This window comes from Enterobacter cloacae complex sp. IR53030, from assembly GCF_049238365.1.
Lineage (GTDB): Bacteria > Pseudomonadota > Gammaproteobacteria > Enterobacterales > Enterobacteriaceae > Enterobacter > Enterobacter kobei.
The window spans coordinates 215589-240749 of the sequence record NZ_JBMKHA010000006.1 but is presented as its reverse complement, the minus strand read 5'-3'; the positions used below and the strand labels follow the sequence as shown (position 1 = coordinate 240749).

Below are 25161 nucleotides of genomic sequence, written 5' to 3'. Positions count from 1 at the left end.
CATGAAAAAAACCGCAATTGCTCTGCTGGCTCTGCTCGCCAGTGGAGCCAGTCTGGCCGCCACGCCGTGGCAAAAGATCACCCATCCGGTGGCGGGCAGCGCACAGTCTATCGGCGCCTTTTCGAACGGCTGTATCGTCGGCGCGCAGGCACTTCCGCTGCAATCGGATACTTATCAGGTGATGCGTACCGACCAGCGCCGTTACTTCGGTCACCCTGACCTGGTGCTGTTTATTCAGCGACTGGGAAACCAGGTACATAACCTGGGGCTGGGGACGATGCTGATTGGCGATATGGGCATGCCTGCGGGCGGGCGCTTTAACGGCGGGCACGCCAGCCACCAGACCGGACTGGATGTCGATATCTTCCTGCAGCTACCGAAAACACGCTGGACGTCCGCGCAACTGCTGAAACCGCAGGCGCTGGATCTGGTGGCGAGTGACGGTAAGCGCGTGGTGCCCTCCCTGTGGACGCGGGATGTGTCCAGCATGATCAAGCTGGCAGCAGAAGATAATGACGTCACGCGGATCTTTGTGAATCCGGCCATCAAACAACAGCTCTGCCTGGATGCCGGAACTGACCGCGACTGGCTGCGCAAAGTGCGCCCGTGGTTCCAGCATCGTGCGCACATGCACGTTCGTTTGCGTTGCCCGGCAAACAGCCTGGAATGTGAAGATCAGCCGTTACCTCCGCCAGGCGATGGCTGCGGTGCGGAGCTGCAGAGCTGGTTTGAACCGGCAAAACCTGGAACCTCTAAGCCTGAGAAGAAGACACCGCCTCCGTTGCCGCCTTCCTGCCAGGCGCTACTGGATGAGCATGTACTTTAATGGATAATTTCGTCGATCTGTTTATGGTGTCCCCGCTGCTGCTGGTGGTGCTGTTTTTTGTTGCCATGTTAGCCGGGTTTATTGATGCGCTTGCTGGCGGCGGCGGGTTGTTAACGGTACCCGCACTGCTGGCGGCGGGCATGAGCCCCGCTCAGGCACTGGCCACCAACAAACTTCAGGCCTGCGGCGGCTCGCTTTCGGCATCGCTCTATTTTATCCGCCGCAAGGTGGTGAGCCTCGCCGATCAGAAGCTCAATATTCTGATGACCTTTATCGGCTCGACGTCGGGCGCGCTGCTGGTGCAGCACGTACAGTCCGATATTTTGCGCCAGATCCTGCCGATTCTGGTTATCTGCATCGGTCTCTACTTCCTGCTGATGCCAAAGCTCGGTGAAGAAGACCGTCAGCGTCGCTTGCATGGCTTGCCGTTTGCCCTGATAGCCGGGGGCTGCGTCGGTTTTTACGACGGCTTCTTTGGCCCGGGCGCAGGCTCGTTTTACGCGCTGGCGTTTGTGACGCTGGCCGGGTTTAACCTCGCTAAATCTACCGCCCATGCCAAAGTGCTTAATGCGACCTCTAACCTTGGTGGCCTGTTGCTGTTTATCATTGGCGGCAAGGTCATCTGGGCAACCGGTTTTGTCATGATGGCAGGGCAGTTCCTGGGGGCGCGCGCGGGCTCGCGCCTGGTATTAAGCAAAGGACAGAAGCTGATTCGCCCGATGATCGTCATCGTTTCGGCGGTCATGAGCGCAAAGCTTCTTTATGACAGCCATGGACAGGAGATCCTACACTGGTTGGGGATGAACTAATGAACAGTACGCATAACTACGAACAGCTGATTGAGATTTTTAACGGCTGCTTTGCTGATGATTTTAATACCCGTCTGATTAAAGGCGACGACGAACCGATCTATCTTCCTGCTGATGCCGAAGTGCCGTACAACCGGATCGTCTTTGCGCACGGCTTTTACGCCAGTGCGCTGCATGAAATTTCGCACTGGTGCATTGCGGGGAAAGCGCGTCGCGAGCTGGTGGACTTCGGCTACTGGTACTGTCCGGACGGACGCGACGCCGCAACCCAGGGCCAGTTTGAAGATGTGGAAGTGAAACCGCAGGCGCTGGAATGGCTATTCTGTGTCGCGGCGGGTTTCCCGTTCAACGTCAGCTGTGACAACCTCGAAGGCGACTTCGAGCCAGACCGTATCGTCTTCCAGCGCCGCGTGCATGCACAGGTAATGGAATATCTTGAGAAAGGCATCCCGGAACGTCCGGCCCGCCTGATCGAGGCTTTACAGAATTATTACCACACGCCGGTGATCACGGCGGAATGCTTCCCCTGGCCGGAAGATCTTTAACTGAGGAAAAAAGATGATCGCAGAATTTGAATCACGCATTCTGGCGTTAATTGATGACATGGTGGAACACGCCAGTGATGATGAGTTGTTCGCCAGCGGTTATCTGCGTGGTCACCTGACGCTGGCTGTTGCCGAGCTGGAGGCAGGAGACGATCATTCTGCCGAAGCAGTGCATGATGAAGTCACCCGCAGCCTGGAAAAGGCGATTCAGGCGGGTGAACTGTCCCCGCGCGACCAGTCTCTGGTGCTGGGCATGTGGGACACTTTGTTCCAGCAGGCTAAACGCTAAGTCATCGTATTTCGCCCGGTGGCGCTGCGCTTACCGGGCCTACGAATATCCCCTCTCCCTGTGGGAGAGGGTTAGGGTGAGGGCACCCGTCCGCACCCTACTTAACCTTCTTCCCCTTCAGCAGTTTTCGCACCCACAATCGATTCGGGTTCAGCCCCGCAAGCGTTGTTCTGTCCAGCGGTAGCGGTTCGTTGCTCATTTGTGCGGCTAAGGCTTCAGCCAGTAGCGGTGCAGAACATAATCCACGCGAACCCAGCCCACCCAGCATAAACAGTTCGGGATAAACCGGTGCAGCTACCGCCGTTTCCTGGTGGTTTGCAAGGTCGTGATAGGCTTCAAGCGTTGCCTCATAGTCCGGCCCATTCCCCATCATCGGCAGATGATCGCGCGTTGCGCAGCGCACGCCACAGCGGGCCGCGCCTTCGCTGACGTCAACCTCTTTCGCCCACGCTGCATCCGGGAAGCAGTCAATCAGGCGCTGGCGGTTTTGCTGTTGATCCGCCTCGCTGTAGCGCATATCCGCTTCGCCACGATGATAGCTCGCCCCGATGCAGTGATGACCATTAGACGGATTTTGTGGCGTCAGATAGCCGTCATAGCACAGCACCTGACGCAGTTTGCCCAGTTCGGACGTAGTAGGGATATGACTCACCTGGCCGCCGACCGGATAAACCGGTACGGATTCTGTCTGGATAAACTGGTTGATGCTATGTCCGTTCGCCAGCACAACGCTGGCATGGCTTGCCTCTTTGCCATCAGCAAAACGCAAATTCCAGCGTTCTGTTCGGGACAGCGATTCAACCTTGTGGGCATAGTAGACCGTCAGCCCGCGTGACTGCGCAAGGTCAATCGCCGCAGCGGTCAGTTCAGCCGGGCACAGCCAGCCGCCGAGCGGATACTGAATGCCCTCGCAGCCGGTTTCAACGCCGGTGGTGTCGGCGGCCTCTTGCGCGCTTACCGCCCGCGCAATGTCTTCCGGCAGTCCCAGGGACAGCATCTGCGCGATTTTTTGCTGACTTCTCTCATCCCAGCCGAGCTGCGTCACGCCGCACCATTCATGATCGAACGTCACCGGCAGGGCATCATACAGGCGACGGGCAAAGGTAAAGGCCGCCGGGAAAAACTGGAACAGTGCCGGATCGTGCGCGCTTAAAAGGGGATAGAGCGCCCCCTGGCGGTTGCCGGAGGCCCCACCTGCTGGCGCATCGTCAGCACAATAAAGCGTCACCTGCCAGCCACGTTGGATAAGCGCAAGAGACAGCAGGGCGCTGGCGATCCCTCCGCCTGCTATCGCCACTTCCCGTGACGCGCTGGCGCTGCGCGCAAACCAGGGTGCACTGGCGGGGATGTCCAGCGTCTGCTCCATCCTGCCGACCAGCATGTCGCGCTTGCGGCCAAAACCTTTGGTTTTCTGCATGGTAAAGCCCGCTTCCTGCAAGCCGCGGCGAACAAAGCCTGCTGAGGTGAAGGTGGCGAGCGTTGCGCCCGGACGCGCCAGTCGCGCCATTGCGTTAAACAGATGCTGGCTCCACATATCCGGGTTTTTGGCAGGCGCAAAACCGTCCAGGAACCACGCGTCCACCGTCTGATTCATCGCATCATCAAGCTTATCGGTAAGATCGTTGATGTCGCCCAGCCACAAATCCAGCGTCACGCGTCCGCCGTCGAGAATCAGACGGTGGCAGCCCCCAATGTGAGGCGGCCACTGTGCCTGAAGCTGTTCAGCCCAGGTAGCCAGCTCCGGCCAGCGTTGATGGGCCTGGCGCAGATCGTGCGCGGTGAGCGGGAATTTTTCGAAACTGATGAAATGTAATCTTTGTAGCGTAGCCTCAGGGTGGGCAGCGTGAAACTGGTCAAACGCCTGCCAGAGGGTCAGAAAATTGAGCCCGGTGCCGAATCCGCTTTCCGCGACCACAAACAGGCTCCGCGGATGCTCCGGGAAGCGGGTGCTGAGCTGGTTTCCGTCGAGGAAAACATAGCGAGTTTCTTCGAGTCCGTTATCATTAGAAAAATAGACGTCATCAAAATCTCGGGAAACAGGTGTACCCTCAGCGTTGAATTCGAGGTTGGCGGGTTGTATAGCGTTTTGTTTCACGTAAGTTACTCGTCTGACAGGCAGTGGCACGATCTTAACGATGTGAGTCCATCGGTGCAAATTTCCGCAGAAAATGTCTGATCGGACTTGTTCGGCGTACAAGTGTACGCTATTGTGCGACTCGAAACTTACTATAGTGCGACTTACAGAGGTATTGAATGAAACGTGCAGTGATTACTGGCCTGGGCATTGTTTCCAGCATCGGTAATAACCAGCAGGAAGTCCTGGCATCTCTGCGTGAAGGACGCTCCGGGATCACTTTCTCTGAAGAGTTTAAAGATTCAGGTATGCGTAGCCACGTATGGGGTAACGTCAAACTGGACACCACCGGTTTGATTGACCGCAAAGTGGTTCGTTTCATGAACGATGCCTCTATTTATGCTTATCTCTCCATGCAGGAAGCGATTGCAGATGCAGGTCTGAGCGCGGAAGTTTACCAGAACAATCCCCGCGTAGGTCTTATCGCTGGTTCCGGCGGCTCATCTAAAGCGCAGGTATTCGGTGCTGACGCAATGCGTAGCCCGCGTGGTCTGAAAGCGGTAGGTCCGTACGTGGTCACCAAAGCCATGGGCTCTGCGGTTTCCGCATGCCTGGCCACTCCGTTCAAAATCCACGGTGTGAACTACTCCATCAGTTCCGCGTGTGCGACGTCCGCACACTGCATCGGTAACGCGGTTGAGCAGATCCAGCTGGGTAAACAGGACATCGTCTTTGCTGGCGGCGGCGAAGAGCTGGGCTGGGAAATGGCCTGTGAGTTCGACGCGATGGGCGCTCTGTCCACCAAGTACAACGAAACCCCGGAAAAAGCGTCCCGTACTTACGACGCGCACCGTGATGGCTTCATCATCGCAGGCGGCGGCGGTATGGTTGTGGTTGAAGAGCTGGAGCACGCGCTGGCACGTGGTGCGCATATCTACGCTGAGATCGTGGGCTACGGCGCAACGTCTGATGGCGCCGACATGGTTGCGCCATCCGGTGAAGGTGCGGTGCGCTGCATGAAGATGGCGATGCACGGCGTTGATACGCCAATCGACTACCTGAACTCTCACGGTACCTCTACTCCGGTAGGCGACGTGAAAGAGCTGGGTGCAATCCGCGAAGTCTTCGGCGACAACAGCCCGGCAATTTCTGCCACCAAAGCTATGACCGGCCACTCTCTGGGTGCTGCGGGCGTGCAGGAAGCGATCTACTCTCTGCTGATGCTGGAAAACGGCTTTATCGCCCCAAGCATCAACATTGATGAGATGGACGAGCAGGCTGCTGGCCTGAACATCGTGACGAAACCAACGGAAGCGACACTGACCACCGTCATGTCTAACAGCTTCGGTTTCGGCGGCACGAACGCGACGCTGGTAATGCGTAAGTACAAAGCATAAGCGTTTGAATGTATAGTAGAAGGGAACCGGAAGGTTCCCTTTTTTTATGCCTCAACACGGAGTTATGCATGAAGGCTGTTATCCCAGAGAAGAGCGCCCCTTCCGGTAACCTTTCCCTTTTCCGAATCGCCTTTGCGGTATTTCTGACCTACATGACCGTTGGCCTGCCGCTGCCGGTGATCCCACTGTTCGTTCATCAGGAACTCGGCTATGGCAACACTATGGTCGGCATTGCCGTGGGCATTCAGTTTTTAGCCACGGTGTTAACCCGCGGGTACGCCGGACGGCTGGCAGATCAGCATGGTGCAAAACGCTCGGCGTTACAGGGGATGTTTGCCTGTGGTCTGGCGGGCGGGGCATGGCTGTTAGCCGCGCTTTTGCCGGTAGACGCAGGGTATAAATTTGCGCTGCTGGTGCTGGGACGTTTAATCCTTGGCTTTGGTGAAAGCCAGCTGCTGACCGGCACCCTGACCTGGGGAATGGGTCTGGTGGGGCCTGCTCGTTCGGGCAAAGTGATGTCCTGGAACGGCATGGCTATCTATGGCGCGCTGGCCGCTGGCGCACCGCTGGGACTGCTGATCAATAGCCAGTTTGGCTTTGCGGCGCTGGCAGCCACCACCATGGTGTTGCCGCTGCTGGCGTGGGCGTTTAACGGCTCGGTACGTAAGGTACCCGCTCACAAAGGGGAGCGTCCTTCCCTGTGGAGCGTGATCGGCCAAATCTGGCAGCCGGGTCTGGGCCTGGCGCTGCAGGGCGTAGGTTTTGCGGTGATTGGCACGTTCGTCTCGCTCTACTTTATGAGCCGCGGCTGGGCGATGGCCGGATTTACGCTCACCGCGTTTGGCGGGGCGTTTGTGCTGATGCGCGTGTTCTTCGGCTGGATGCCGGATCGCTTTGGTGGCGTGAAGGTGGCGGTGGCATCGCTGATGATAGAGACCGTTGGCCTGCTGCTGCTGTGGCACGCACCGGTCGCCTCTGTCGCGCTGATTGGCGCAGCACTCACCGGCTGCGGTTGCTCGTTGATTTTCCCGGCGCTGGGCGTGGAAGTCGTGAAGCGTGTGGCCCCGCAGGTGCGTGGCACAGCACTCGGCGGCTATGCGGCGTTTCAGGATATCTCATACGGAGTAACCGGACCGCTGGCCGGACTGCTGGCCACCTCGTTTGGCTACCCGTCCGTCTTCCTGGCCGGTGCCATTTCTGCGGTCGTGGGGATCGTGGTGACGCTGGTGGCGTTTCGTCGGTCATAGTTTTTGCCCGGTGGCGCTTCGCTTACCGGGCCTACAACCGCACTGGCCTTAGGCCGGGTAAGGCGAAGCCGCCACCCGGCAGTGTTAAGCAACCAGCCAGAAAATCGCCAGCGCAATCAGTAACGCAATAAACAACAATCCCGGACGGGCAGAAAGCGTTCTGAACGTCTCCACAACGGGCGCAAAAAGCGGGCTGTAGATCGGCTGAATGTTTCTTGCCTCCGGTACGCCGCCTTCCCGCTCGGCGCGGCGCACGAAGATCTGATTGAGCACATCCTGCACCTGCGCGGTGGTCAGTACCGTTTGCGGTGTCGCCTGCCAGTTCTGCTGGGCGTAATCCCGAATCGCCTCGAACTCGTGCGGTTCCAGCGGCTGTTTAAGCGCAGCCTGAACGGTATGCAGGGTAGGGGCGCTCTGGGTGCTGAGCGTCTGGCGCGCCTGTAGCCAGGTCACCAGATGGGGAAACTGTTTGGCCGGGATCAACTCGCCCGCCTTTACGCCGGACAGTTCGAGCATGGATTGCCAGATAAGCTTTGTTGACTCGCCGGTGGCGGCGGCCAGTTTGGTCACCATTTGATTCAGCGTGTTGTGCTCAGCAGGCAGCAGCGAACGCTCGGTCGCTGGCCGCAGCTGCGGCTGTGGGATCGACAGCTGATTGTTCTGCAACAGCGTCAGCACGGTTTTAAGCTGGTCTGGCGTCAGCTGGCTCAGGGCCGTCTGGCCATACTGCTGGCGGATAAAGTCGCTGACCGCCTGACGGTTATTTCCCAGGCCGAGCAGCTCGGTCAGTTGCGTGACAATCTGCCGCGTGGTGTGGTTCTGCTGTGCGGTCGTAATACGCTGGTTGAGATTTTGCTCGGCAGCAGGGAAATGTCGCGACTGCAGCGGTGCGTCGTTCCTTACGCCTAAATCATGCTTTACCCCGGCCCAGACTTCCGCGTTTTGCTGTGAAGTCAGCGCAATCAGGCGCGTGATCAGTCGCTCCAGCACGGTGCGCTGTTGCGTGGATAGCGGTTGTTCACCGGCAACGTTTGGCGTGACAGTGCCTTCACCCGGAGGGCGTGGCGGCGTACCTGAAATGGGCTGCATCGTCAAAAATCCTTAAAGTCAAAACTCAGCGTAAACCTGGCAGACGTATATGCCTGGCGGCCAGATTATGGCACACTTGGCAGGTTTACTTCCTCTCAAACAGGTACTCAGACGTGAAAATCCTCGTTGATGAAAATATGCCTTATGCCCGTGAGCTGTTTAGCCGCCTGGGTAATGTTAAGGCTGTCCCTGGTCGCCCGATCCCGGTCAACGAACTGGATGACGCAGACGCGCTGATGGTGCGCTCGGTGACCAAAGTAAATGCGTCGTTGCTCGCCGGAAAAGCGATTAAGTTTGTCGGAACCGCAACGGCAGGGACCGATCATGTGGATGACCAATGGCTGAAGCAGGCGGGGATCGGCTTTTCCGCCGCGCCCGGCTGTAATGCTATTGCCGTCGTGGAATATGTTTTCTCCTCTTTGCTGATGCTGGCCGAGCGCGACGGTTTTGTGCTGAAAGACCGCACCGTGGGGATCGTCGGGGTGGGTAACGTGGGTGGCCGCCTGCAAAAGCGCCTGGAGGCGTTAGGTATTCGCACGCTGCTGTGCGACCCGCCGCGTAAAGACAACGGTGACGAAGGGGATTTCCGCTCGCTGGATGAGCTGGTTGAACAGTGTGATGTGCTGACGTTCCACACGCCGCTGTTTAAAGAGGGCCCCTATACGTCCCTGCATCTTGCCGATGAAGCACTGATCCGTCGTCTGAAGGCTGGCACTATTCTGATAAATGCCTGCCGTGGCCCGGTGGTGGACAACGCCGCGCTGCTGAAATGTCTGAATGAAGGACAAGACCTCCGCGTTGTGCTGGACGTCTGGGAGCCGGAGCCGGATCTTAACGTTGAACTGCTTAACAAGGTGGACGTAGCCACTGCGCATATCGCGGGCTATACGCTTGAAGGCAAAGCCCGCGGCACAACGCAGGTGTTTGAAGCCTACAGCACGTTTATTGGCCATCCGCAGCAGGTGGCGCTGGATACCTTACTTCCCGCACCTGAATTTGGCCGCATTACCCTGCATGGCCCGCTCGATCAGGCAACGCTGAAAAGGCTGGTGCATTTGGTGTATGATGTGCGCCGCGATGATGCGCTGCTGCGTAAAGTGGCGGGGATCCCGGGTGAATTTGACAAGCTGCGTAAGAACTATGTTGAGCGCCGCGAGTGGTCGTCCCTGTATGTGATGTGCGACGACGCAACGGCCGCGACGCTGCTGAAAAAACTGGGTTTTAACGCCGTTCATCACCCGGCGCATTAATGTCTTCTTAATGCTCCCTGTCGGATACTCCGGCAGGGACGCTTTTTTATTTCTGGAGTAAACCACCATGTCTGAAGGCTGGAACATTGCCATTTTAGGTGCCACCGGTGCCGTGGGCGAAGCCCTGCTCGAAACCCTTGCTGAGCGTCAGTTCCCGGTGGGCGATATCTATGCGCTGGCGCGTACCGATAGCGCGGGTGAGCATCTGCGCTTTAACGGTAAATCCGTCATGGTCCAGGATGCGGCTGCGTTTGACTGGACCCAGGCGCAGCTGGCATTTTTCGCCGCGGGTGCTGAAGCCACGGCGTCTTACATCGAAGAGGCGACCAATTCAGGTTGTCTGGTGATCGACCTGAGCGGTCTGTTCGCCATGGAGCCGGACGTGCCGCTGGTGGTGCCGGACGTCAACCCGTATGTCCTGGCTGACTACCGTAACCGTAATATCATCGCGGTACCAAACAGTCTGACCAGCCAGCTGCTGACCGCTCTCAAACCGCTGATTGACGACGGTGGCCTGTCGCGTATCACCGTCACCAGTCTGCTGTCTGCCTCCGCAAATGGCAAAAAGGCCGTCGATGCGCTGGCCGGGCAGAGCGCGAAGCTGCTGAACGGTATCCCGATTGATGAGGATGATTTCTTCGGTCGCCAGCTGGCGTTCAACATGCTGCCACTGCTGCCGGATCGTGAAGGTTCCGTGCGCGAAGAGCGCCGTATCGTCGATGAAGCGCGCAAAATTCTGCAGGATGAGGGGCTGATGATCTCCGCAAACGTCGTGCAGTCGCCGGTATTCTACGGTCACGCGCAGATGGTAGGTTTTGAAGCCCTGCGCCCGCTGGCGGCGGAAGAAGCGCGCGATGCGTTTGGCCGCGGTGAAGATATCGTACTTTCCGAAGAGAGCGAGTTTCCGACGCAGGTGGGTGACGCCACCGGTAGCGCCCATCTTTCAGTCGGTTGCGTGCGGAACGATTACGGTATGCCGGAGCAGGTTCAGTTCTGGTCCGTTGCGGACAACGTTCGTTTTGGCGGCGCGCTGATGGCGGTCAAAATTGCTGAGAAACTGGTGCAGGAGTACCTGTACTGATGTCAGAAGTGGAACAAAAGCCGGTTCATAAAATTGCCCTCGGTATCGAGTACGATGGCAGTAAATATTATGGCTGGCAGCGTCAGAATGAGGTGCGTAGCGTCCAGGAAAAGCTGGAGAAAGCGCTCTCTCAGGTGGCAAACGAGCCGATTAACGTTCTGTGCGCAGGCCGTACGGATGCGGGTGTTCACGGTACCGGGCAGGTGGTCCACTTTGAAACCACTGCCGTGCGCAAAGATGCCGCCTGGACGCTGGGTGTAAATGCGAATTTACCTGGTGACATTGCGGTGCGTTGGGTGAAAGCTGTGCCGGATGATTTTCACGCGCGCTTCAGCGCGACGGCGCGTCGCTACCGCTATGTCATCTACAACCAGCGTCTGCGTCCGGCGGTGCTAAGCCAGGGCGTAACGCATTTTTATGAACCGCTCGATGCTGAACGCATGCATCGTGCGGCGCAGTGTCTGATTGGTGAAAATGACTTTACGTCGTTTCGTGCGGTGCAATGTCAGTCCCGTACGCCGTGGCGTAACGTTATGCACATAAACGTCAGCCGTTTTGGCGCGTATGTGGTGGTGGATATCAAAGCCAATGCCTTTGTACATCATATGGTGCGGAATATTGTAGGCAGCCTGATGGAAGTGGGTGCCGGACACCAGCCGGAGAGCTGGATTGCAGACCTGCTGGCAGCGAAGGACAGAACGCTTGCGGCAGCCACGGCGAAAGCAGAAGGACTGTATCTGGTTGCGGTAGACTATCCGGATCGGTTTGACCTGCCAAAACCGCCAATGGGCCCGCTGTTTTTAGCGGACTAAACAAAGGTGCAATTAAGGCTTAGACAATATGGACGTAATACGTTTTCTGATTGATTTCATTCTGCATATTGATGTTCACCTGGCGGAACTGGTCGCGCAGTATGGCGTCTGGGTTTATGCCATCCTGTTCCTCATTCTGTTCTGTGAAACCGGTCTGGTCGTTACCCCCTTCCTGCCGGGGGACTCCCTGCTGTTTGTTGCGGGTGCGTTATCGGCCCTACCGACCAATGACTTGAACGTGCATCTGATGGTGGTGTTGATGGTGATTGCCGCAATTATCGGGGATGCCGTCAACTATACCATTGGCCGGGTGTTCGGTGAGCGCTTGTTCAGCAATCCTGATTCGAAAATTTTCCGTCGCAGCTATTTAGATAAAACCCATGCGTTTTATGAACGTCATGGCGGAAAAACCATTATCCTTGCGCGTTTTGTGCCTATTGTGCGCACATTTGCACCGTTTGTGGCGGGAATGGGGCATATGTCCTATCGTCATTTTGCGATGTATAACGTCGTGGGCGCGCTGCTGTGGGTGCTGTTGTTTACCTATGCAGGCTACCTGTTTGGCGACTTGCCGGTGGTTCAGGAAAACCTTAAGTTACTGATTGTAGCGATTATTGTGCTTTCCGTACTGCCTGGCGTTATCGAGATTATTCGTCACAAACGCGCGGCGGCAAAGCAAGCGAAGTAAATGCACGCTGGCGGTTCGACCACTTTTTTATCCAAAGTTTCGGGCTGTTATGTTTTAATGTGCAACATTCATGGTCTGTTGGAGGCAAAAATGGCATTATTCGCCTCTTATAGCAAAACTGGCATACGACCAGGTTCAGGCAGAAAGGTTATCAATGAGCTGGATTGAACGAATTAAAAGCAACATTACCCCAACGCGCAAAGCGAGCATTCCTGAAGGGGTATGGACGAAGTGTGATAGCTGCGGCCAGGTTCTGTACCGTGCAGAGCTGGAACGCAATCTTGAAGTGTGTCCGAAGTGTGACCACCATATGCGTATGTCGGCGCGTAACCGCCTGCATAGCCTGCTGGACGAAGGTTCACTGGTAGAACTGGGCAGCGAGCTTGAGCCAAAAGATGTGCTGAAGTTCCGCGACTCCAAAAAATACAAAGATCGTCTGGCCTCTGCGCAGAAAGAGACTGGCGAGAAAGACGCGCTGATCGTCATGAAAGGCACCCTGCATGAAATGCCGGTTGTCGCCGCGGCGTTTGAGTTCTCCTTTATGGGTGGCTCAATGGGCTCTGTCGTGGGCGCACGTTTTGTGCGTGCCGTTGAGCAAGCGCTGGAAGATAACTGCCCGCTGATCTGCTTCTCTGCCTCTGGCGGAGCACGTATGCAGGAAGCGCTGATGTCTCTGATGCAGATGGCGAAAACCTCTGCGGCGCTGGCGAAAATGCAGGAACGCGGTCTGCCTTACATTTCCGTGCTGACCGACCCAACCATGGGTGGCGTCTCTGCAAGCTTCGCGATGCTGGGCGATCTGAACATTGCTGAGCCAAAAGCACTGATCGGTTTCGCTGGTCCTCGCGTCATTGAGCAAACCGTTCGTGAAAAACTGCCGCCGGGCTTCCAGCGCAGTGAGTTCCTCATTGAGAAAGGCGCCATCGATATGATCGTCCGCCGTCCGGAAATGCGCCTGAAACTGGCAAGCGTTCTGGCGAAGCTGATGAATCTGCCCGCGCCAAACCCGGATGAGCCGCGCGAAGGCGTGGTGGTACCGGATCAGGAACCCGAGGCCTGATAACTGAAAAGGGCAGGGCCAGATGGCGCTGCCCTTTTGCTTTATAACCTGCTAATGACAACCGGGCATCATGGAAAATAAAAGCATTCCTCAAGCCACGTCGCCCCTGGCCGCGTGGCTTTCTTATCTGGAAAACCTGCACAGTAAAACCATTGATATGGGGCTTGAGCGCGTAAGCCAGGTTGCCGCGCGTCTGGGCGTGCTGAAACCTGCGCCTTTCGTTTTCACCGTCGCAGGCACCAACGGTAAAGGCACTACCTGCCGTACGCTGGAATCCGTCCTGATGGCGGCGGGTTACAAGGTAGGCGTTTACAGCTCACCACACCTGGTACGTTACACTGAGCGGGTTCGCGTGCAGAACAGCGAGCTGCCGGAATCGGCGCATACGGCGTCGTTCGCGGAAATCGAAGCCGCGCGAGGTGATATCTCGTTAACCTATTTCGAGTACGGCACGCTTTCGGCATTGTGGCTGTTCAAACAGGCGCAGCTGGATGTGGTGATTCTGGAAGTGGGTCTTGGCGGGCGGCTTGATGCCACCAATATGGTGGATGCGGACGTGGCGGTGGTCACCAGTATCGCGCTGGACCATATCGACTGGCTGGGGCCGGATCGTGAAAGCATTGGTCGCGAGAAGGCCGGTATTTTCCGGGCGAATAAACCCGCCGTGGTCGGTGAGCCGGATATGCCGCACACTATTGCTGACGTGGCCCAGGAGAAGGGCGCTCTGTTGCTGCGCCGTGGCGTTGACTGGCAATATCAGGTTCAGGATAACGGCTGGCGCTTTAGCGATGCGCAGGGAGTGCTGGACAACCTGCCGCTGCCGCAGGTGCCACAGCCTAACGCGGCAACCGCGCTGGCGGCCTTGCGCGCCAGCGGATTAGCGGTCAGCGATCAGGCGATCCGCGACGGCATTCAGAATGCGCTGCTGCCGGGACGTTTTCAGATAGTGAGTGAGTCACCGCGCCTGATCCTGGACGTGGCGCACAACCCACACGCAGCGGCGTACCTCGCAGGACGTCTCAAATCGTTACCAAAAACCGGGCGCGTGCTGGCGGTTATCGGTATGCTTCATGATAAAGATATCGGTGGCACGCTGGCCTGCATGGAGAGTGTGGTCGATAGCTGGTATTGTGCTCCTCTTGAGGGGCCGCGTGGTGCGACGGCCGAGCAGTTGATGGAACATCTCGGCAAAGGCGCAATCTATAGTAGCGTGGCTCAGGCCTGGCATGCCGCGATGGCGGATGCTAAACCAGAAGATACCGTGCTGGTGTGTGGCTCTTTCCACACGGTGGCACATGTCATGGAAGTGATGGACGCGGGGAGAACCGGTGGCGAGTAAGTTTCAGAACCGTTTAACAGGAACCATTGTGCTGGTCGCGCTCGGGGTGATTATTCTTCCCGGGCTGCTCGACGGGCAGAAAAAGCATTATCAGGACGAGTTTGCAGCCATTCCGCTGGTGCCGAAACCGGGCGACCGTGATGAACCGGATATGCTGCCTGCGGCGACACAGGCGCTGCCTGCCCAGCCGCCGGAAGGGGCGGCTGAAGAAGTTCGCGCGGGCGATGCCGCTGCGCCGTCGCTCGACCCGTCGCGTCTGGCGGCGAATAACAACATCGAGATTGATCCGGTACCGGTAGAGAAGCCGAAGCCTGTTGAAAAACCGAAGCCGGTAGAGAAACCGCAGCCGAAGCCACCGCGTGATAAAGCGGCAGAGCAACTGGCTGCAGCGTCAGAAACCCCTCCGCCAGCGAAGCAAGACGCAGCCCCGACCGGCAAAGCCTATGTTGTGCAACTGGGCGCGTTGAAAAATGCCGATAAAGTTAACGAGGTCGTGGGTAAACTGCGCAGCGCGGGCTATCGTGTTTACACTTCACCTTCCACGCCGGTGCAGGGTAAAATTACCCGTATCCTGGTGGGGCCGGAAGCGTCTAAAGATAAGCTGAAAGGCTCGCTGGGTGAGCTGAAGCAGATCTCCGGTCTGAGCGGTGTGGTGATGAACTATAGCGCGAACTGATAAGATCTCCCCCTCACCCTAACCCTCGCCCCTCAAGGGAGAGGGCCTGGGTGAGGGGGAGAAGACGTCCACAGAGATGTCAAAAGGACCGTGGCGTTGATTATTTTTTCAGCGCCTTTTTTATTTACGCGCGGGAAGGAAATCCCTACGCAAACGTTTTCTTTTTCTGTTAGAATTCGCCCCGAACTGGATGACAGGGCGTTAAATCGTGGGACACATATGGTCTGGATTGATTACGCCATCATTGCGGTGATTGGTTTTTCCTGTCTGGTTAGCCTGATCCGTGGCTTTGTTCGTGAAGCGTTATCGCTGGTGACTTGGGGTTGTGCTTTCTTTGTTGCCAGTCATTACTACACTTACCTGTCTGTCTGGTTCACGGGCTTTGAAGATGAACTGGTCCGAAATGGAATCGCCATCGCGGTGCTGTTTATCGCGACGCTGATTGTTGGTGCTATCGTCAATTACGTGATAGGTCAACTGGTCGAGAAAACCGGTCTGTCAGGAACGGACAGGGTACTCGGGATCTGTTTCGGGGCGTTGCGAGGTGTGCTGATTGTGGCCGCCATCCTGTTCTTCCTGGATACCTTCACCGGGTTCTCCAAAAGTGAAGACTGGCAGAAATCGCAGCTCATTCCTGAGTTCAGCTTCATCATCAGATGGTTCTTTGACTATCTGCAAAGCTCGTCGAGTTTTTTGCCCAGGGCATAAACCCTGAGATGTGGCTTAACGAGGAAAAGACGAATGTGCGGTATTGTCGGTATCGCCGGTTTCATGCCGGTAAACCAGTCGATTTATGACGCGTTAACGGTGCTTCAGCACCGTGGGCAGGATGCTGCGGGTATCATCACCATTGATGCAAACAACTGCTTCCGTTTACGTAAGGCGAATGGCCTGGTAAACGATGTGTTTGAAGCCCGCCATATGCAGCGTCTGCAAGGTAATATGGGGATCGGTCACGTTCGTTATCCTACTGCTGGCAGTTCCAGCGCCTCTGAGGCACAGCCTTTCTACGTCAACTCACCGTATGGCATCACCCTTGCCCATAACGGCAACCTGACCAACGCCCATGAGCTGCGTAAAAAGCTGTTCGAAGAGAAACGTCGCCACATTAACACCACCTCTGATTCTGAAATCCTGCTCAACGTGTTCGCCAGCGAGCTGGATAACTTCCGTCACTACCCGCTGGAAGCAGACAATATCTTTGCTGCTATTGCTGCGACCAACCGCCAGATCCGCGGTGCATACGCCTGCGTGGCGATGATTATCGGTCACGGTATGGTTGCCTTCCGCGATCCAAACGGCATTCGTCCGCTGGTGCTGGGCAAGCGCGACCTTGGCGATGGCCGTACCGAATATATGGTTGCCTCTGAGAGCGTGGCGCTGGATACCCTGGGCTTCGAATTCCTGCGTGACGTTGCGCCGGGCGAAGCGGTGTATATCACCGAGAAGGGCCAGCTGTTTACCCGTCAGTGTGCCGACAACCCGGTCAGCAACCCGTGCCTGTTTGAATACGTCTATTTCGCCCGCCCGGACTCCTTCATCGACAAGATTTCCGTCTACAGCGCGCGCGTAAATATGGGCACGAAGCTCGGCGAGAAGATTGCTCGCGAATGGGACGATCTCGACATCGACGTGGTTATTCCTATCCCGGAAACCTCCTGCGATATCGCTCTGGAAATTGCCCGTATTCTGGATAAACCTTACCGTCAGGGCTTCGTGAAGAACCGCTACGTTGGCCGCACCTTCATCATGCCGGGCCAGCACCTGCGCCGTAAGTCTGTACGTCGTAAACTGAACGCCAACCGCGCCGAATTCCGTGATAAGAACGTTCTGCTGGTGGATGACTCCATCGTGCGTGGTACCACCTCTGAGCAGATTATCGAGATGGCGCGCGAAGCGGGGGCGAAGAAAGTGTATCTGGCGTCTGCCGCACCGGAAATTCGCTTCCCGAACGTGTACGGCATCGATATGCCAACCGCCAATGAGCTGATTGCGCACGGTCGCGAAGTGGACGAAATTCGTCAGATTATCGGCGCCGATGGCCTGATTTTCCAGGATCTGAACGATCTTATCGACGCGGTGCGCGCCGAGAACCCGGAGATTCAGCAGTTCGAATGCTCCGTGTTTAACGGCGTCTATGTGACCAAAGACGTCGACCAGCAGTACCTTGACTATCTTGATTCGCTGCGCAACGACGATGCGAAAGCCGTTCAGCTGCAAAACGATCTCGAAAGTTTAGAGATGCACAACGAAGGTTGATCTCTCTGCAGGTGAGGGCGCTCGCCCTCACTTGCAACTCCCCGCGAAATCCTGCACAGTCTGCCCTGAAATCAGTAAGGGAGAAAATCATGAAACGACTCATTGTTGGGCTCAGCGGTGCCAGTGGCGCTATTTACGGCGTACGTCTGCTGCAGGTTTTGCGCGACGTAGCGGAAGTCGAAACCCATCTGGTGATGAGCCAGGCGGCGCGACAAACCCTCTCCCTTGAAACCGATCTCTCCCTGCGTGATGTTCAGGCACTGGCCGACGTCGTGCACGACGCGCGCGATATAGCCGCCAGCATCTCCTCAGGCTCGTTTAAAACCGCTGGCATGGTGATCCTGCCCTGTTCAATTAAAACGCTCTCCGGCATTGTGAACAGCTATACCGACACGCTGGTGACGCGCGCGGCGGATGTCGTGCTGAAGGAACGTCGCCCGCTGGTGCTTTGCGTGCGGGAAACGCCGCTACATCTGGGGCATTTGCGCCTGATGACCCAGGCCGCCGAGCTGGGCGCCGTGATCATGCCGCCGGTACCGGCGTTTTATCATCGCCCGCAGTCGCTGGATGATGTGATCAACCAGACCGTCAACCGCGTGCTGGATCAGTTTGATATCGACCTGCCGGAAGATCTCTTCACCCGCTGGCAGGGAGCCTGATTCTGTGCACACATGCTGTGCATGAAAAGAGACGTTGCCCTGTTTCAGGGCAATTATGCAACGGCGATCATATCCTCGACATTTAATTCGTTTTTTCCCTTTTTCTCTCTCCGGTTCGTTCGGCAGACCTGCTATCTTTCACCATTAAGGCAATATCGCAACGTTTTATTAACATATTTAACGTCGAAGTTTTGACCAGACGGCAATGTGGCATAAGACCTGCAAGAGAAGCCTGCAACACAACACACAACACAATACATAATAAAATCACGGTACTTGAGGGTAAATGTATGAAGAAGACGGTTCTGGCTCTGTCTTTGCTGGTGGGGTTAAGTGCGGCGGCAGGTAGCTATGCGGCGCTTCCACAGACGGTTCGTATCGGTACAGACGCAACCTACGCGCCATTCTCTTCCAAGGATGCGAAAGGCGATTTCGTGGGGTTTGATATCGATCTGGGAAATGAAATGTGCAAACGCATGCAGGTAAAATGCACATGGGTGGGCAGCGACTTTGACGCATTAATTCCGTCGCTGAAAGCCAAGAAAATCGACGCCATTATCTCTTCTCTCTCTATCACCGAAAAACGTCAGCAGGAGATTGCCTTCTCTGACAAGCTCTACGCCGCTGATTCACGTCTGATTGCTGCTAAAGGCTCCCCGATCCAGCCGACCATCGACTCGCTGAAAGGCAAGCATGTTGGCGTGCTCCAGGGGTCAACGCAGGAAGGTTATGCCAATGCCAACTGGCGCGAGAAGGGTGTCGACGTGGTTGCCTATCAGAATCAGGATCTGATTTACTCTGACCTTTCGGCGGGCCGTCTGGATGCCGCATTCCAGGATGAAGTCGCCGCGAGCGAAGGCTTCCTGAAGCAGCCAGCCGGGAAAGACTACGCTTTTGCAGGCCCGTCCGTGAAAGACAAAAAATACTTTGGTGACGGCACCGGTATTGGCCTGCGTAAGGATGATACCGAGCTGAAAGCCGCCTTTGACAAAGCGTTTACAGAGCTGCGTAAAGACGGTACTTACGACAAACTGGCGAAGAAATACTTCGACTTCAACGTCTACGGTGACTGAGACCTGACGGTGATGCACTGAAAAGAGGCATCAGGCGAAGGGGTGATCCAGTATGGTGCGTTAAATGCACTATATTGGATCGCTTTGTGCATACTTACGCATTTATAATGCAAAATATCCCGGCCCGAAGGCATTAATCTTTGCCTGAAGGTGGGGATTAATGGCACATTAGCACCACCCCGTCGTCGTAAAAATCCCGTATGAAGACAGTTTGTTGAGGACAAATATGAAAAAACTCGTGTTGTCACTATCTCTGGTGCTGGCCTTTTCCAGCGCCACCGCGGCATTCGCAGCCATTCCGCAGAAAATCCGTATTGGTACCGATCCAACCTATGCGCCGTTTGAATCGAAGAATTCAAAGGGTGAGCTGGTGGGTTTTGACATCGATCTGGCCAATGAGCTGTGCAAACGCATCAAAGCGCAATGTACCTACGTTGAGAACCCGCTGGACGCGCTGATCCCATCCCTGAAAGCAAAAAAAATCGACGTAATTATGTCCTCGCTCTCCATCACTGAAAAACGCCAGCAGGAGATTGCCTTCACCGACAAACTCTACGCGGCCGATTCACGTCTGGTGGTGGCGAAGTCTTCTGATATTCAGCCAACGCTTGAGTCGCTGAAGGGCAAACGCGTGGGTGTGCTGCAGGGCACCACCCAGGAAACCTACGGTAACGAACACTGGGCGCCGAAGGGGATCGAAATTGTCTCCTATCAGGGCCAGGAAAATATTTACGCAGACCTGACGGCCGGCCGTATTGATGCGGCATTCCAGGATGAAGTCGCGGCAAGCGAAGGCTTCCTGAAAACGCCGGTGGGCAAAGATTACAAGTTCGGCGGTCCGTCCATTAAGGATGTGAAGTTGTTCGGTGTGGGTACCGGTATGGGCCTGCGCAAAGAAGACAACGAACTGCGCGAAGCGCTGAACAAAGCGTTTGCGGAAATGCGCGCTGACGGTACCTATGACAAGCTGGCGAAAAAGTACTTTGATTTCAATGTGTACGGCGGCTAATCGCTCCGTCAAATAACGTGCGGCCCCTCCCGATGCGGGAGGGGAAAAGACACGGTTTCACCACTCACGATACGACAGGGCTCGCGGTATGCTGTACGGATTTTCTGGCGTCATTTTACAGGGCGCGCTTGTCACCCTTGAGCTGGCTATCAGCTCCGTGGTGCTGGCGGTGCTGATAGGTCTGGCGGGCGCAGGGGCGAAGCTTTCGGCTAACAAACCGCTGGCGCTCATTTTTGAAGGCTATACCACGCTCATTCGCGGCGTACCCGATCTGGTGCTGATGCTGCTCATCTTTTATGGTCTGCAGATTGCGTTAAACAGCGTAACGGATGCGATGGGACTGGGACAAATTGATATCGACCCGATGGTGGCCGGTATTATTACCCTCGGTTTTATCTACGGTGCCTACTTCACCGAAACCTTCCGCGGTGCTTATATGGCCGTGCCGAAAGGTCACATTGAGGCGGCAACCGCATTTGGTTTTACCTCTTCACAAACGTTTCGCCGGATCATGTTCCCGGCCATGATGCGCTATGCGCTGCCGGGCATTGGTAACAACTGGCAGGTTATCCTCAAAGCGACGGCGCTGGTCTCTTTGCTCGGTCTGGAAGATGTGGTCAAAGCCACTCAGCTGGCGGGTAAAAGCACCTGGGAGCCCTTCTACTTTGCGGTGGTCTGTGGCGTGATCTATCTGGTCTTTACGACCGTCTCCAATGGTGTGCTGCTTCTGCTTGAGCGTCGCTACTCCGTGGGTGTGAAGAGGGCTGACCTGTGATTGAGATTATTCAGGAATACTGGAAATCCCTGCTGTGGACGGATGGCTATCGCTTTACCGGCGTGGCGATCACGCTGTGGCTGCTGATTTCGTCCGTGGTGATGGGCGGCATTCTGGCGGTGTTTCTCGCCATTGGCCGCGTGTCGAACAATAAATTTATTCAGTTCCCCATCTGGCTGTTTACCTACGTCTTCCGCGGTACGCCGCTGTACGTGCAGCTGCTGGTCTTCTATTCAGGCATGTACACGCTGGAAATCGTAAAAGGCACGGAAATGCTGAATGCGTTCTTCCGTAGCGGCCTGAACTGTACGGTGCTGGCGTTGACGCTCAACACCTGTGCCTATACCACCGAGATCTTCGCCGGGGCTATTCGTTCCGTGCCTTATGGTGAGATTGAAGCGGCGCGGGCGTATGGTTTTTCGTCGGTAAAACTTTATCGCTGCATTATTCTGCCATCGGCGCTGCGTATTGCGTTGCCTGCGTACAGCAACGAAGTGATTCTTATGCTGCACTCCACTGCGCTTGCCTTTACCGCGACGGTGCCGGATCTGCTCAAAATCGCGCGCGATATTAACTCCGCGACCTATCAGCCGTTTACCGCGTTTGGCATTGCGGCGGTGCTCTATTTAATTATCTCTTATGTCTTGATTAGCCTGTTCCGCAAGGCTGAAAAACGCTGGTTGCAGCATATAAAACCTTCTTCGACGCACTGAGAAAGATGATGGCTGAGAACAAATTAAACGTTATTGATTTGCACAAACGCTACGGCGAACATGAAGTGCTGAAAGGGGTGTCGCTGCAGGCGAATGCAGGCGACGTAATCAGTATCATCGGCTCATCCGGCTCGGGTAAAAGTACCTTCCTGCGCTGCATTAACTTCCTCGAAAAACCGAGTGAAGGCTCGATTGTGGTGAGCGGGCAGAATATTAATCTGATACGCGATAAAGACGGCCAACTGAAGGTGGCGGATAAGAATCAGCTGCGCCTGCTGCGCACGCGTCTGACCATGGTGTTCCAGCACTTCAACCTCTGGAGCCATATGACGGTGCTGGAGAACGTGATGGAAGCGCCGATTCAGGTGCTGGGCCTGAGCAAACAGGAAGCCCGCGAGCGCGCGGTGAAATACCTGGCGAAAGTGGGTATCGACGAGCGTCAGCAGATGAAATACCCGGTGCACCTCTCCGGCGGTCAGCAGCAACGTGTCTCCATCGCCCGCGCGCTGGCGATGGAACCCGAAGTGCTGCTGTTCGATGAACCGACTTCAGCGCTGGATCCTGAACTCGTTGGCGAAGTGCTGCGCATCATGCAGAAGCTGGCCGAAGAGGGCAAAACGATGGTGGTGGTGACGCACGAGATGGGCTTTGCCCGTAACGTTTCTAACCACGTCATCTTCCTGCATCAGGGCAAAATTGAAGAGCAGGGCCACCCGGACGACGTCTTAGCGAATCCGCAAAGCCCGCGTCTGCAGCAGTTCCTGAAAGGCTCCCTGAAATAACGGGGGTTTTCCCTCTCCCCGTGGGAGAGGGTTGGGGTGAGGGCATCAGACCGCAGTACAGCCCAATCGCCCGGTGGCGCTTCGCTTACCGGGCCTACAAAAACCGTAGTGCCGCCCGGCATTCAGACCGCACCACACTCCAGCCGATAGACCCAGTCGTCATACCGCACCCCATTAATTTCATATGCCTTTTCCAGTACCTGCGTACGCACAAACCCGGCTTTCTCCAGCACGCGCACTGACCCGCCGTTATCCGCCAGCACAAACGCGTTAATGGCCTTCACGCCGGTCTGGTTAAAGGCGTAATCACACACCGCGCGCAGCGCCTCGCTGGCAATACCTTTCCCCTGCGCAGCAGGCACAACCGTATAGCCGATATCTGCCTCTTCATGATTCGCCGGGCTGATTTGCAGGCCAATATCGCCAAGCGGGGTCTCCTCATCCCGAAAACGGATCACGAAAACATGCTCGGCCATCAGGCGCGCGGCAAACACGCGTCGGGTCTCTTTTTCCGGCGCGATGGCGGACATATAGCGCATGATGTCGCGGTTTTCACGCAGCGAGCGGAAGAAGGCCCAGTCGGTGGGTTCGAAAGGGGTGAGATGAAGCCGGGGAGTGGTGATGGTTGCCATTGTTACGCCATTTCATCGGAACATGGCGTACAACTGTAACATATTCACCGCACCACATCCCCCAGCGCCTCTTCTAAGTCATACCAGCGGAACGCGAACCCCGCCGCTTCCAGCCGTTTGGGGAGCGCCCGTTGTCCGCCTAAAACCAGCACGGACGCTTCACCCATCATCAGGCGAATCACCGTGGCAGGTACGCGCAATATCGCCGGGCGATGCAGGGCGTGCCCCAGAGCGTGAGCAAACTGTTCATTACGCACCGGATATGGCGCGACCATATTAAACGGTCCGCGCAGATCGTTATCCAGCAGCCAGAGAATGCCGTTGACCATATCGTCGATATGGATCCACGCCAGATACTGACGGCCGTTGCCAATGGGTCCACCGAGTCCCAGCTTAAAAGGCGGGAGCATTTTGCCCAAAATACCGCCGTTCGGCGCCAGTACCACACCGGTACGTAGCAGGCAGACGCGGGTACGATCGCTTTGCGCCGCACAGGCGATGCGTTCCCACTGGGCACAGAGTTTATGGGTAAATTCGTTGTGGGGCGGCTCTTCCTCGGTCACCACCACTTCGCCAAGATCGCCGTAATAGCCCGTCGCTGAGCCCGAAATCAGCACCGACGGCGGCGTGTGGCTGTTGCGAATCAGCTCAACCAGCTTCTCGGTGATGTTCCAGCGGCTGCTGCAGAGCCGCTGTTTCTGCTCTTCGGTCCAGCGCTTATCGGCAATGGGTTCACCCGCGAGGTTGATGACGGCATCAAAGCCGTCCAGATTTTGCTGCTCAGCCAGCCCTTTCCAGATGTCGACGCCTGCGCCCAGCACCTGACGCGCTTTTTCCGGGCTGCGCGTCACCACGGTGATGTCATGATGCAGCGCCTGAAGACGCGCAATGAGATGGCGACCAATCAGGCCCGTACCGCCGGTCAGCAAAATCTTCATACAACCTCCAGGTTTATCCCTGGCGTCGCCAGCTTAACGTCATAGAGACGGAGTCGGCGTAGCGCAGGGCGTGAAGTTTATCGATCTCTACTTCAGCATAAGTGACCCAGTGATGATCGCGTGCGATATCGAGCACATCCTGAGTTAATTTCTCCAGCAGAGAGAAGCGGTTGTTCTCCACGTACTGAATGATGTTTTTGGTTATCGTGCGATAGTTCAGCGCGTCATTGATGTCTTCGCTGGCCCGCGCTTTGTCGGCGGGATAGTGAATAACCACATTAATGACAATATCCTGACGGTTGGCAATCTCTTCCTCTTTGATACCGATGAAGGTACGCAAGCGTAAATTTTTTATACGAATAATAGCGTCTGGCTGTGACATTGCAGGTCTTCTCCGTGTCAGTAATTGCCGCCCATAATACATGAGAGGCTTGCAGGCACACAGCCTCCTATAAGGTTAAATCTGCTGGATTTTTTGCAGTGCGCGTTCGGTGGCCGGGCGGGTACGGATACGTTCAAACCAGTTGTTCACCGCCGGGTAGGACGCGAGATCAATCCGGTGTTTTTCATGGGTATTCACCCACGGCCAGCAGGCGATATCGGCAATGCTGTAATGATCTCCCCCAAGCCACGGCGTTTTTTCCAGCCGCTGGTTTAGCACGCCATACAGACGTTGCGTCTCCACCTGATAGCGTTCTATCGCATAAGGGATGGGCTGCGGGGCGTAAGCGGTAAAATGGTGATTCTGTCCCAGCATGGGCCCAAGTCCGCTCGTCTGCCAGAAGAGCCATTGCAAGGTATGGTGACGTTCACGCAGCTCCCCGCTCAGGAGTTTGCCGGTTTTCTCCGCCAGATAGAGCAAAATTTCGCCGGATTCAAACAGGCTCAACGGTCTTCCTCCGTCGGCCGGCTGATTGTCAATAATGGCCGGAATTTTATTGTTCGGCGAGATAGCAAGAAAGAGAGGACTGAACTGTTCACCTTTGCTGATATCCACGCGAATGATTCTGTAATCCAGTTCGGCTTCTTCGAGAAAGAGGGTGATCTTATGGCCGTTTGGGGTAGGGGCGTAATAAAGGTCAATCATTCTCAACTCCTGTCCATGCGAATAGTAGTGCCACGACAACTGAGTATAGGTA

Annotated in this window: 27 protein-coding genes; 21 read left to right on the top strand and 6 right to left on the bottom strand. The window is 56.1% G+C overall.

Features of this window, described 5'->3' with window-relative positions; translation table 11 throughout:
- Position 1 precedes the first annotated feature (1 nt).
- From mepA to ACOTXR_RS08970, 4 genes are read left to right on the top strand one after another with little or no spacing between them, the layout of a single operon-like run.
- A complete protein-coding gene (gene mepA, locus ACOTXR_RS08985) occupies positions 2–826 on the top strand; it encodes a penicillin-insensitive murein endopeptidase (protein ID WP_014884679.1) in 825 nt (274 codons plus the stop codon).
- Positions 826–1635 (top strand): sulfite exporter TauE/SafE family protein, encoded by an 810-nt coding sequence (locus ACOTXR_RS08980; protein ID WP_023330989.1) that lies wholly within the window; start codon positions 826–828, stop codon positions 1633–1635. Before mepA ends, ACOTXR_RS08980 begins: the two co-directional genes overlap by 1 nt.
- Positions 1635–2180 (top strand): elongation factor P hydroxylase, encoded by a 546-nt coding sequence (locus ACOTXR_RS08975; protein ID WP_014884677.1) that lies wholly within the window; start codon positions 1635–1637, stop codon positions 2178–2180. The genes ACOTXR_RS08980 and ACOTXR_RS08975 overlap by 1 nt, the downstream gene beginning before the upstream one ends.
- A gap of 13 nt (positions 2181–2193) precedes the next feature.
- Positions 2194–2469 carry a YfcL family protein gene (locus tag ACOTXR_RS08970; protein ID WP_014884676.1) on the top strand — a complete coding sequence of 92 codons (276 nt, stop codon included), beginning with the start codon at positions 2194–2196 and terminating at the stop codon, positions 2467–2469.
- 97 nt (positions 2470–2566) lie between these two features.
- Here ACOTXR_RS08970 and mnmC read toward each other — a convergent pair whose 3' ends face one another.
- On the bottom strand, positions 2567–4564 hold the full coding sequence (mnmC, locus tag ACOTXR_RS08965; RefSeq protein ID WP_421767019.1) for a bifunctional tRNA (5-methylaminomethyl-2-thiouridine)(34)-methyltransferase MnmD/FAD-dependent 5-carboxymethylaminomethyl-2-thiouridine(34) oxidoreductase MnmC: 1998 nt from the start codon (positions 4562–4564) through the stop codon (positions 2567–2569).
- A gap of 158 nt (positions 4565–4722) precedes the next feature.
- On the opposite strand from mnmC, the gene fabB reads away from it, so the two are divergent.
- Positions 4723–5940, top strand: coding sequence for a beta-ketoacyl-ACP synthase I (fabB, locus tag ACOTXR_RS08960; RefSeq protein ID WP_014884674.1), 1218 nt, complete (start codon positions 4723–4725; stop codon positions 5938–5940).
- A 68-nt stretch (positions 5941–6008) separates the two neighbouring features.
- On the top strand, positions 6009–7187 hold the full coding sequence (locus tag ACOTXR_RS08955; protein ID WP_058691117.1) for an MFS transporter: 1179 nt from the start codon (positions 6009–6011) through the stop codon (positions 7185–7187).
- Between the two features lie 84 nt (positions 7188–7271).
- On the opposite strand, the gene flk is transcribed toward ACOTXR_RS08955, so the two are convergent.
- A complete protein-coding gene (gene flk / locus ACOTXR_RS08950; protein ID WP_058691116.1) occupies positions 7272–8276 on the bottom strand; it encodes a flagella biosynthesis regulator Flk in 1005 nt (334 codons plus the stop codon).
- A 113-nt stretch (positions 8277–8389) separates the two neighbouring features.
- On the opposite strand from flk, the gene pdxB reads away from it, so the two are divergent.
- The 15 genes from pdxB to hisP all read left to right on the top strand — a co-directional run bounded on the left by pdxB (position 8390) and on the right by hisP (position 22452).
- The gene (gene pdxB / locus ACOTXR_RS08945; RefSeq protein ID WP_023338578.1) at positions 8390–9526 is read left to right on the top strand and encodes a 4-phosphoerythronate dehydrogenase PdxB; all 1137 of its coding nucleotides are present in this window, start codon (positions 8390–8392) and stop codon (positions 9524–9526) included.
- 67 nt (positions 9527–9593) lie between these two features.
- Entirely contained in the window at positions 9594–10607 is a 1014-nt protein-coding gene (locus ACOTXR_RS08940) for an aspartate-semialdehyde dehydrogenase (protein WP_023330985.1), read from the top strand.
- Positions 10607–11419, top strand: a complete 813-nt coding sequence (truA, locus tag ACOTXR_RS08935) for a tRNA pseudouridine(38-40) synthase TruA (protein ID WP_014884669.1) — start codon at positions 10607–10609, stop codon at positions 11417–11419. Before ACOTXR_RS08940 ends, truA begins: the two co-directional genes overlap by 1 nt.
- Before the next feature lie 28 nt (positions 11420–11447).
- Positions 11448–12107, top strand: a complete 660-nt coding sequence (locus ACOTXR_RS08930) for a DedA family protein (protein ID WP_014884668.1) — start codon at positions 11448–11450, stop codon at positions 12105–12107.
- A 154-nt stretch (positions 12108–12261) separates the two neighbouring features.
- Positions 12262–13167: an acetyl-CoA carboxylase, carboxyltransferase subunit beta gene (gene accD, locus ACOTXR_RS08925; RefSeq protein WP_014884667.1), complete on the top strand. Its 906-nt coding sequence runs from the start codon at positions 12262–12264 to the stop codon at positions 13165–13167.
- Between the two features lie 70 nt (positions 13168–13237).
- Positions 13238–14506: a bifunctional tetrahydrofolate synthase/dihydrofolate synthase gene (gene folC / locus ACOTXR_RS08920; protein WP_058691114.1), complete on the top strand. Its 1269-nt coding sequence runs from the start codon at positions 13238–13240 to the stop codon at positions 14504–14506.
- Positions 14496–15182, top strand: a complete 687-nt coding sequence (gene dedD / locus ACOTXR_RS08915; protein WP_014884665.1) for a cell division protein DedD — start codon at positions 14496–14498, stop codon at positions 15180–15182. Before folC ends, dedD begins: the two co-directional genes overlap by 11 nt.
- Before the next feature lie 219 nt (positions 15183–15401).
- Positions 15402–15890, top strand: coding sequence for a colicin V production protein (gene cvpA / locus ACOTXR_RS08910; RefSeq protein ID WP_000262116.1), 489 nt, complete (start codon positions 15402–15404; stop codon positions 15888–15890).
- A gap of 33 nt (positions 15891–15923) precedes the next feature.
- On the top strand, positions 15924–17441 hold the full coding sequence (gene purF, locus ACOTXR_RS08905) for an amidophosphoribosyltransferase (RefSeq protein ID WP_014884664.1): 1518 nt from the start codon (positions 15924–15926) through the stop codon (positions 17439–17441).
- 89 nt (positions 17442–17530) lie between these two features.
- The gene (locus ACOTXR_RS08900) at positions 17531–18100 is read left to right on the top strand and encodes a UbiX family flavin prenyltransferase (RefSeq protein WP_014884663.1); all 570 of its coding nucleotides are present in this window, start codon (positions 17531–17533) and stop codon (positions 18098–18100) included.
- Between the two features lie 290 nt (positions 18101–18390).
- A complete protein-coding gene (gene argT / locus ACOTXR_RS08895) occupies positions 18391–19173 on the top strand; it encodes a lysine/arginine/ornithine ABC transporter substrate-binding protein ArgT (protein ID WP_014884662.1) in 783 nt (260 codons plus the stop codon).
- Positions 19174–19399: 226 nt separating this feature from the next.
- Positions 19400–20182, top strand: coding sequence for a histidine ABC transporter substrate-binding protein HisJ (gene hisJ / locus ACOTXR_RS08890; protein WP_008502592.1), 783 nt, complete (start codon positions 19400–19402; stop codon positions 20180–20182).
- A gap of 88 nt (positions 20183–20270) precedes the next feature.
- The gene (locus tag ACOTXR_RS08885) at positions 20271–20957 is read left to right on the top strand and encodes a histidine ABC transporter permease HisQ (protein ID WP_014884661.1); all 687 of its coding nucleotides are present in this window, start codon (positions 20271–20273) and stop codon (positions 20955–20957) included.
- A complete protein-coding gene (locus tag ACOTXR_RS08880; RefSeq protein WP_008502590.1) occupies positions 20954–21670 on the top strand; it encodes an ABC transporter permease in 717 nt (238 codons plus the stop codon). Before ACOTXR_RS08885 ends, ACOTXR_RS08880 begins: the two co-directional genes overlap by 4 nt.
- An 8-nt stretch (positions 21671–21678) precedes the next feature.
- Complete coding sequence (gene hisP, locus ACOTXR_RS08875; RefSeq protein WP_014884660.1) at positions 21679–22452, top strand: histidine ABC transporter ATP-binding protein HisP; 774 nt, start codon at positions 21679–21681, stop codon at positions 22450–22452.
- Positions 22453–22574: 122 nt separating this feature from the next.
- Here hisP and ACOTXR_RS08870 read toward each other — a convergent pair whose 3' ends face one another.
- The 4 genes from ACOTXR_RS08870 to yfcG all read right to left on the bottom strand — a co-directional run bounded on the left by ACOTXR_RS08870 (position 22575) and on the right by yfcG (position 25109).
- Positions 22575–23084, bottom strand: a complete 510-nt coding sequence (locus ACOTXR_RS08870; protein WP_023330979.1) for a GNAT family N-acetyltransferase — start codon at positions 23082–23084, stop codon at positions 22575–22577.
- Positions 23085–23128: 44 nt separating this feature from the next.
- A complete protein-coding gene (locus tag ACOTXR_RS08865; protein ID WP_023330978.1) occupies positions 23129–24022 on the bottom strand; it encodes a TIGR01777 family oxidoreductase in 894 nt (297 codons plus the stop codon).
- Between the two features lie 13 nt (positions 24023–24035).
- Positions 24036–24404, bottom strand: coding sequence for a dihydroneopterin triphosphate 2'-epimerase (gene folX, locus ACOTXR_RS08860; RefSeq protein ID WP_023330977.1), 369 nt, complete (start codon positions 24402–24404; stop codon positions 24036–24038).
- A 75-nt stretch (positions 24405–24479) separates the two neighbouring features.
- Entirely contained in the window at positions 24480–25109 is a 630-nt protein-coding gene (yfcG, locus tag ACOTXR_RS08855) for a GSH-dependent disulfide bond oxidoreductase (protein ID WP_058691113.1), read from the bottom strand.
- Positions 25110–25161: the final 52 nt, after the last annotated feature.

Bases quoted from the DNA above. Each gene is read 5' to 3' on its own strand.
- ACOTXR_RS08865 (WP_023330978.1), bottom strand. From the start codon at position 24,022: ATGAAGATTTTGCTGACCGGCGGTACGGGCCTGATTGGTCGCCATCTC.
- ACOTXR_RS08980 (WP_023330989.1), top strand. From the start codon at position 826: ATGGATAATTTCGTCGATCTGTTTATGGTGTCCCCGCTGCTGCTGGTG.
- ACOTXR_RS08900 (WP_014884663.1), top strand. From the start codon at position 17,531: ATGAAACGACTCATTGTTGGGCTCAGCGGTGCCAGTGGCGCTATTTAC.
- cvpA (WP_000262116.1), top strand. From the start codon at position 15,402: ATGGTCTGGATTGATTACGCCATCATTGCGGTGATTGGTTTTTCCTGT.
- hisJ (WP_008502592.1), top strand. From the start codon at position 19,400: ATGAAAAAACTCGTGTTGTCACTATCTCTGGTGCTGGCCTTTTCCAGC.
- ACOTXR_RS08970 (WP_014884676.1), top strand. From the start codon at position 2,194: ATGATCGCAGAATTTGAATCACGCATTCTGGCGTTAATTGATGACATG.
- ACOTXR_RS08870 (WP_023330979.1), bottom strand. From the start codon at position 23,084: ATGGCAACCATCACCACTCCCCGGCTTCATCTCACCCCTTTCGAACCC.
- ACOTXR_RS08940 (WP_023330985.1), top strand. From the start codon at position 9,594: ATGTCTGAAGGCTGGAACATTGCCATTTTAGGTGCCACCGGTGCCGTG.
- argT (WP_014884662.1), top strand. From the start codon at position 18,391: ATGAAGAAGACGGTTCTGGCTCTGTCTTTGCTGGTGGGGTTAAGTGCG.
- ACOTXR_RS08930 (WP_014884668.1), top strand. From the start codon at position 11,448: ATGGACGTAATACGTTTTCTGATTGATTTCATTCTGCATATTGATGTT.
- accD (WP_014884667.1), top strand. From the start codon at position 12,262: ATGAGCTGGATTGAACGAATTAAAAGCAACATTACCCCAACGCGCAAA.
- truA (WP_014884669.1), top strand. From the start codon at position 10,607: ATGTCAGAAGTGGAACAAAAGCCGGTTCATAAAATTGCCCTCGGTATC.
- folX (WP_023330977.1), bottom strand. From the start codon at position 24,404: ATGTCACAGCCAGACGCTATTATTCGTATAAAAAATTTACGCTTGCGT.
- ACOTXR_RS08885 (WP_014884661.1), top strand. From the start codon at position 20,271: ATGCTGTACGGATTTTCTGGCGTCATTTTACAGGGCGCGCTTGTCACC.
- mepA (WP_014884679.1), top strand. From the start codon at position 2: ATGAAAAAAACCGCAATTGCTCTGCTGGCTCTGCTCGCCAGTGGAGCC.
- yfcG (WP_058691113.1), bottom strand. From the start codon at position 25,109: ATGATTGACCTTTATTACGCCCCTACCCCAAACGGCCATAAGATCACC.
- purF (WP_014884664.1), top strand. From the start codon at position 15,924: ATGTGCGGTATTGTCGGTATCGCCGGTTTCATGCCGGTAAACCAGTCG.
- flk (WP_058691116.1), bottom strand. From the start codon at position 8,276: ATGCAGCCCATTTCAGGTACGCCGCCACGCCCTCCGGGTGAAGGCACT.
- fabB (WP_014884674.1), top strand. From the start codon at position 4,723: ATGAAACGTGCAGTGATTACTGGCCTGGGCATTGTTTCCAGCATCGGT.
- ACOTXR_RS08955 (WP_058691117.1), top strand. From the start codon at position 6,009: ATGAAGGCTGTTATCCCAGAGAAGAGCGCCCCTTCCGGTAACCTTTCC.
- hisP (WP_014884660.1), top strand. From the start codon at position 21,679: ATGGCTGAGAACAAATTAAACGTTATTGATTTGCACAAACGCTACGGC.
- folC (WP_058691114.1), top strand. From the start codon at position 13,238: ATGGAAAATAAAAGCATTCCTCAAGCCACGTCGCCCCTGGCCGCGTGG.
- ACOTXR_RS08975 (WP_014884677.1), top strand. From the start codon at position 1,635: ATGAACAGTACGCATAACTACGAACAGCTGATTGAGATTTTTAACGGC.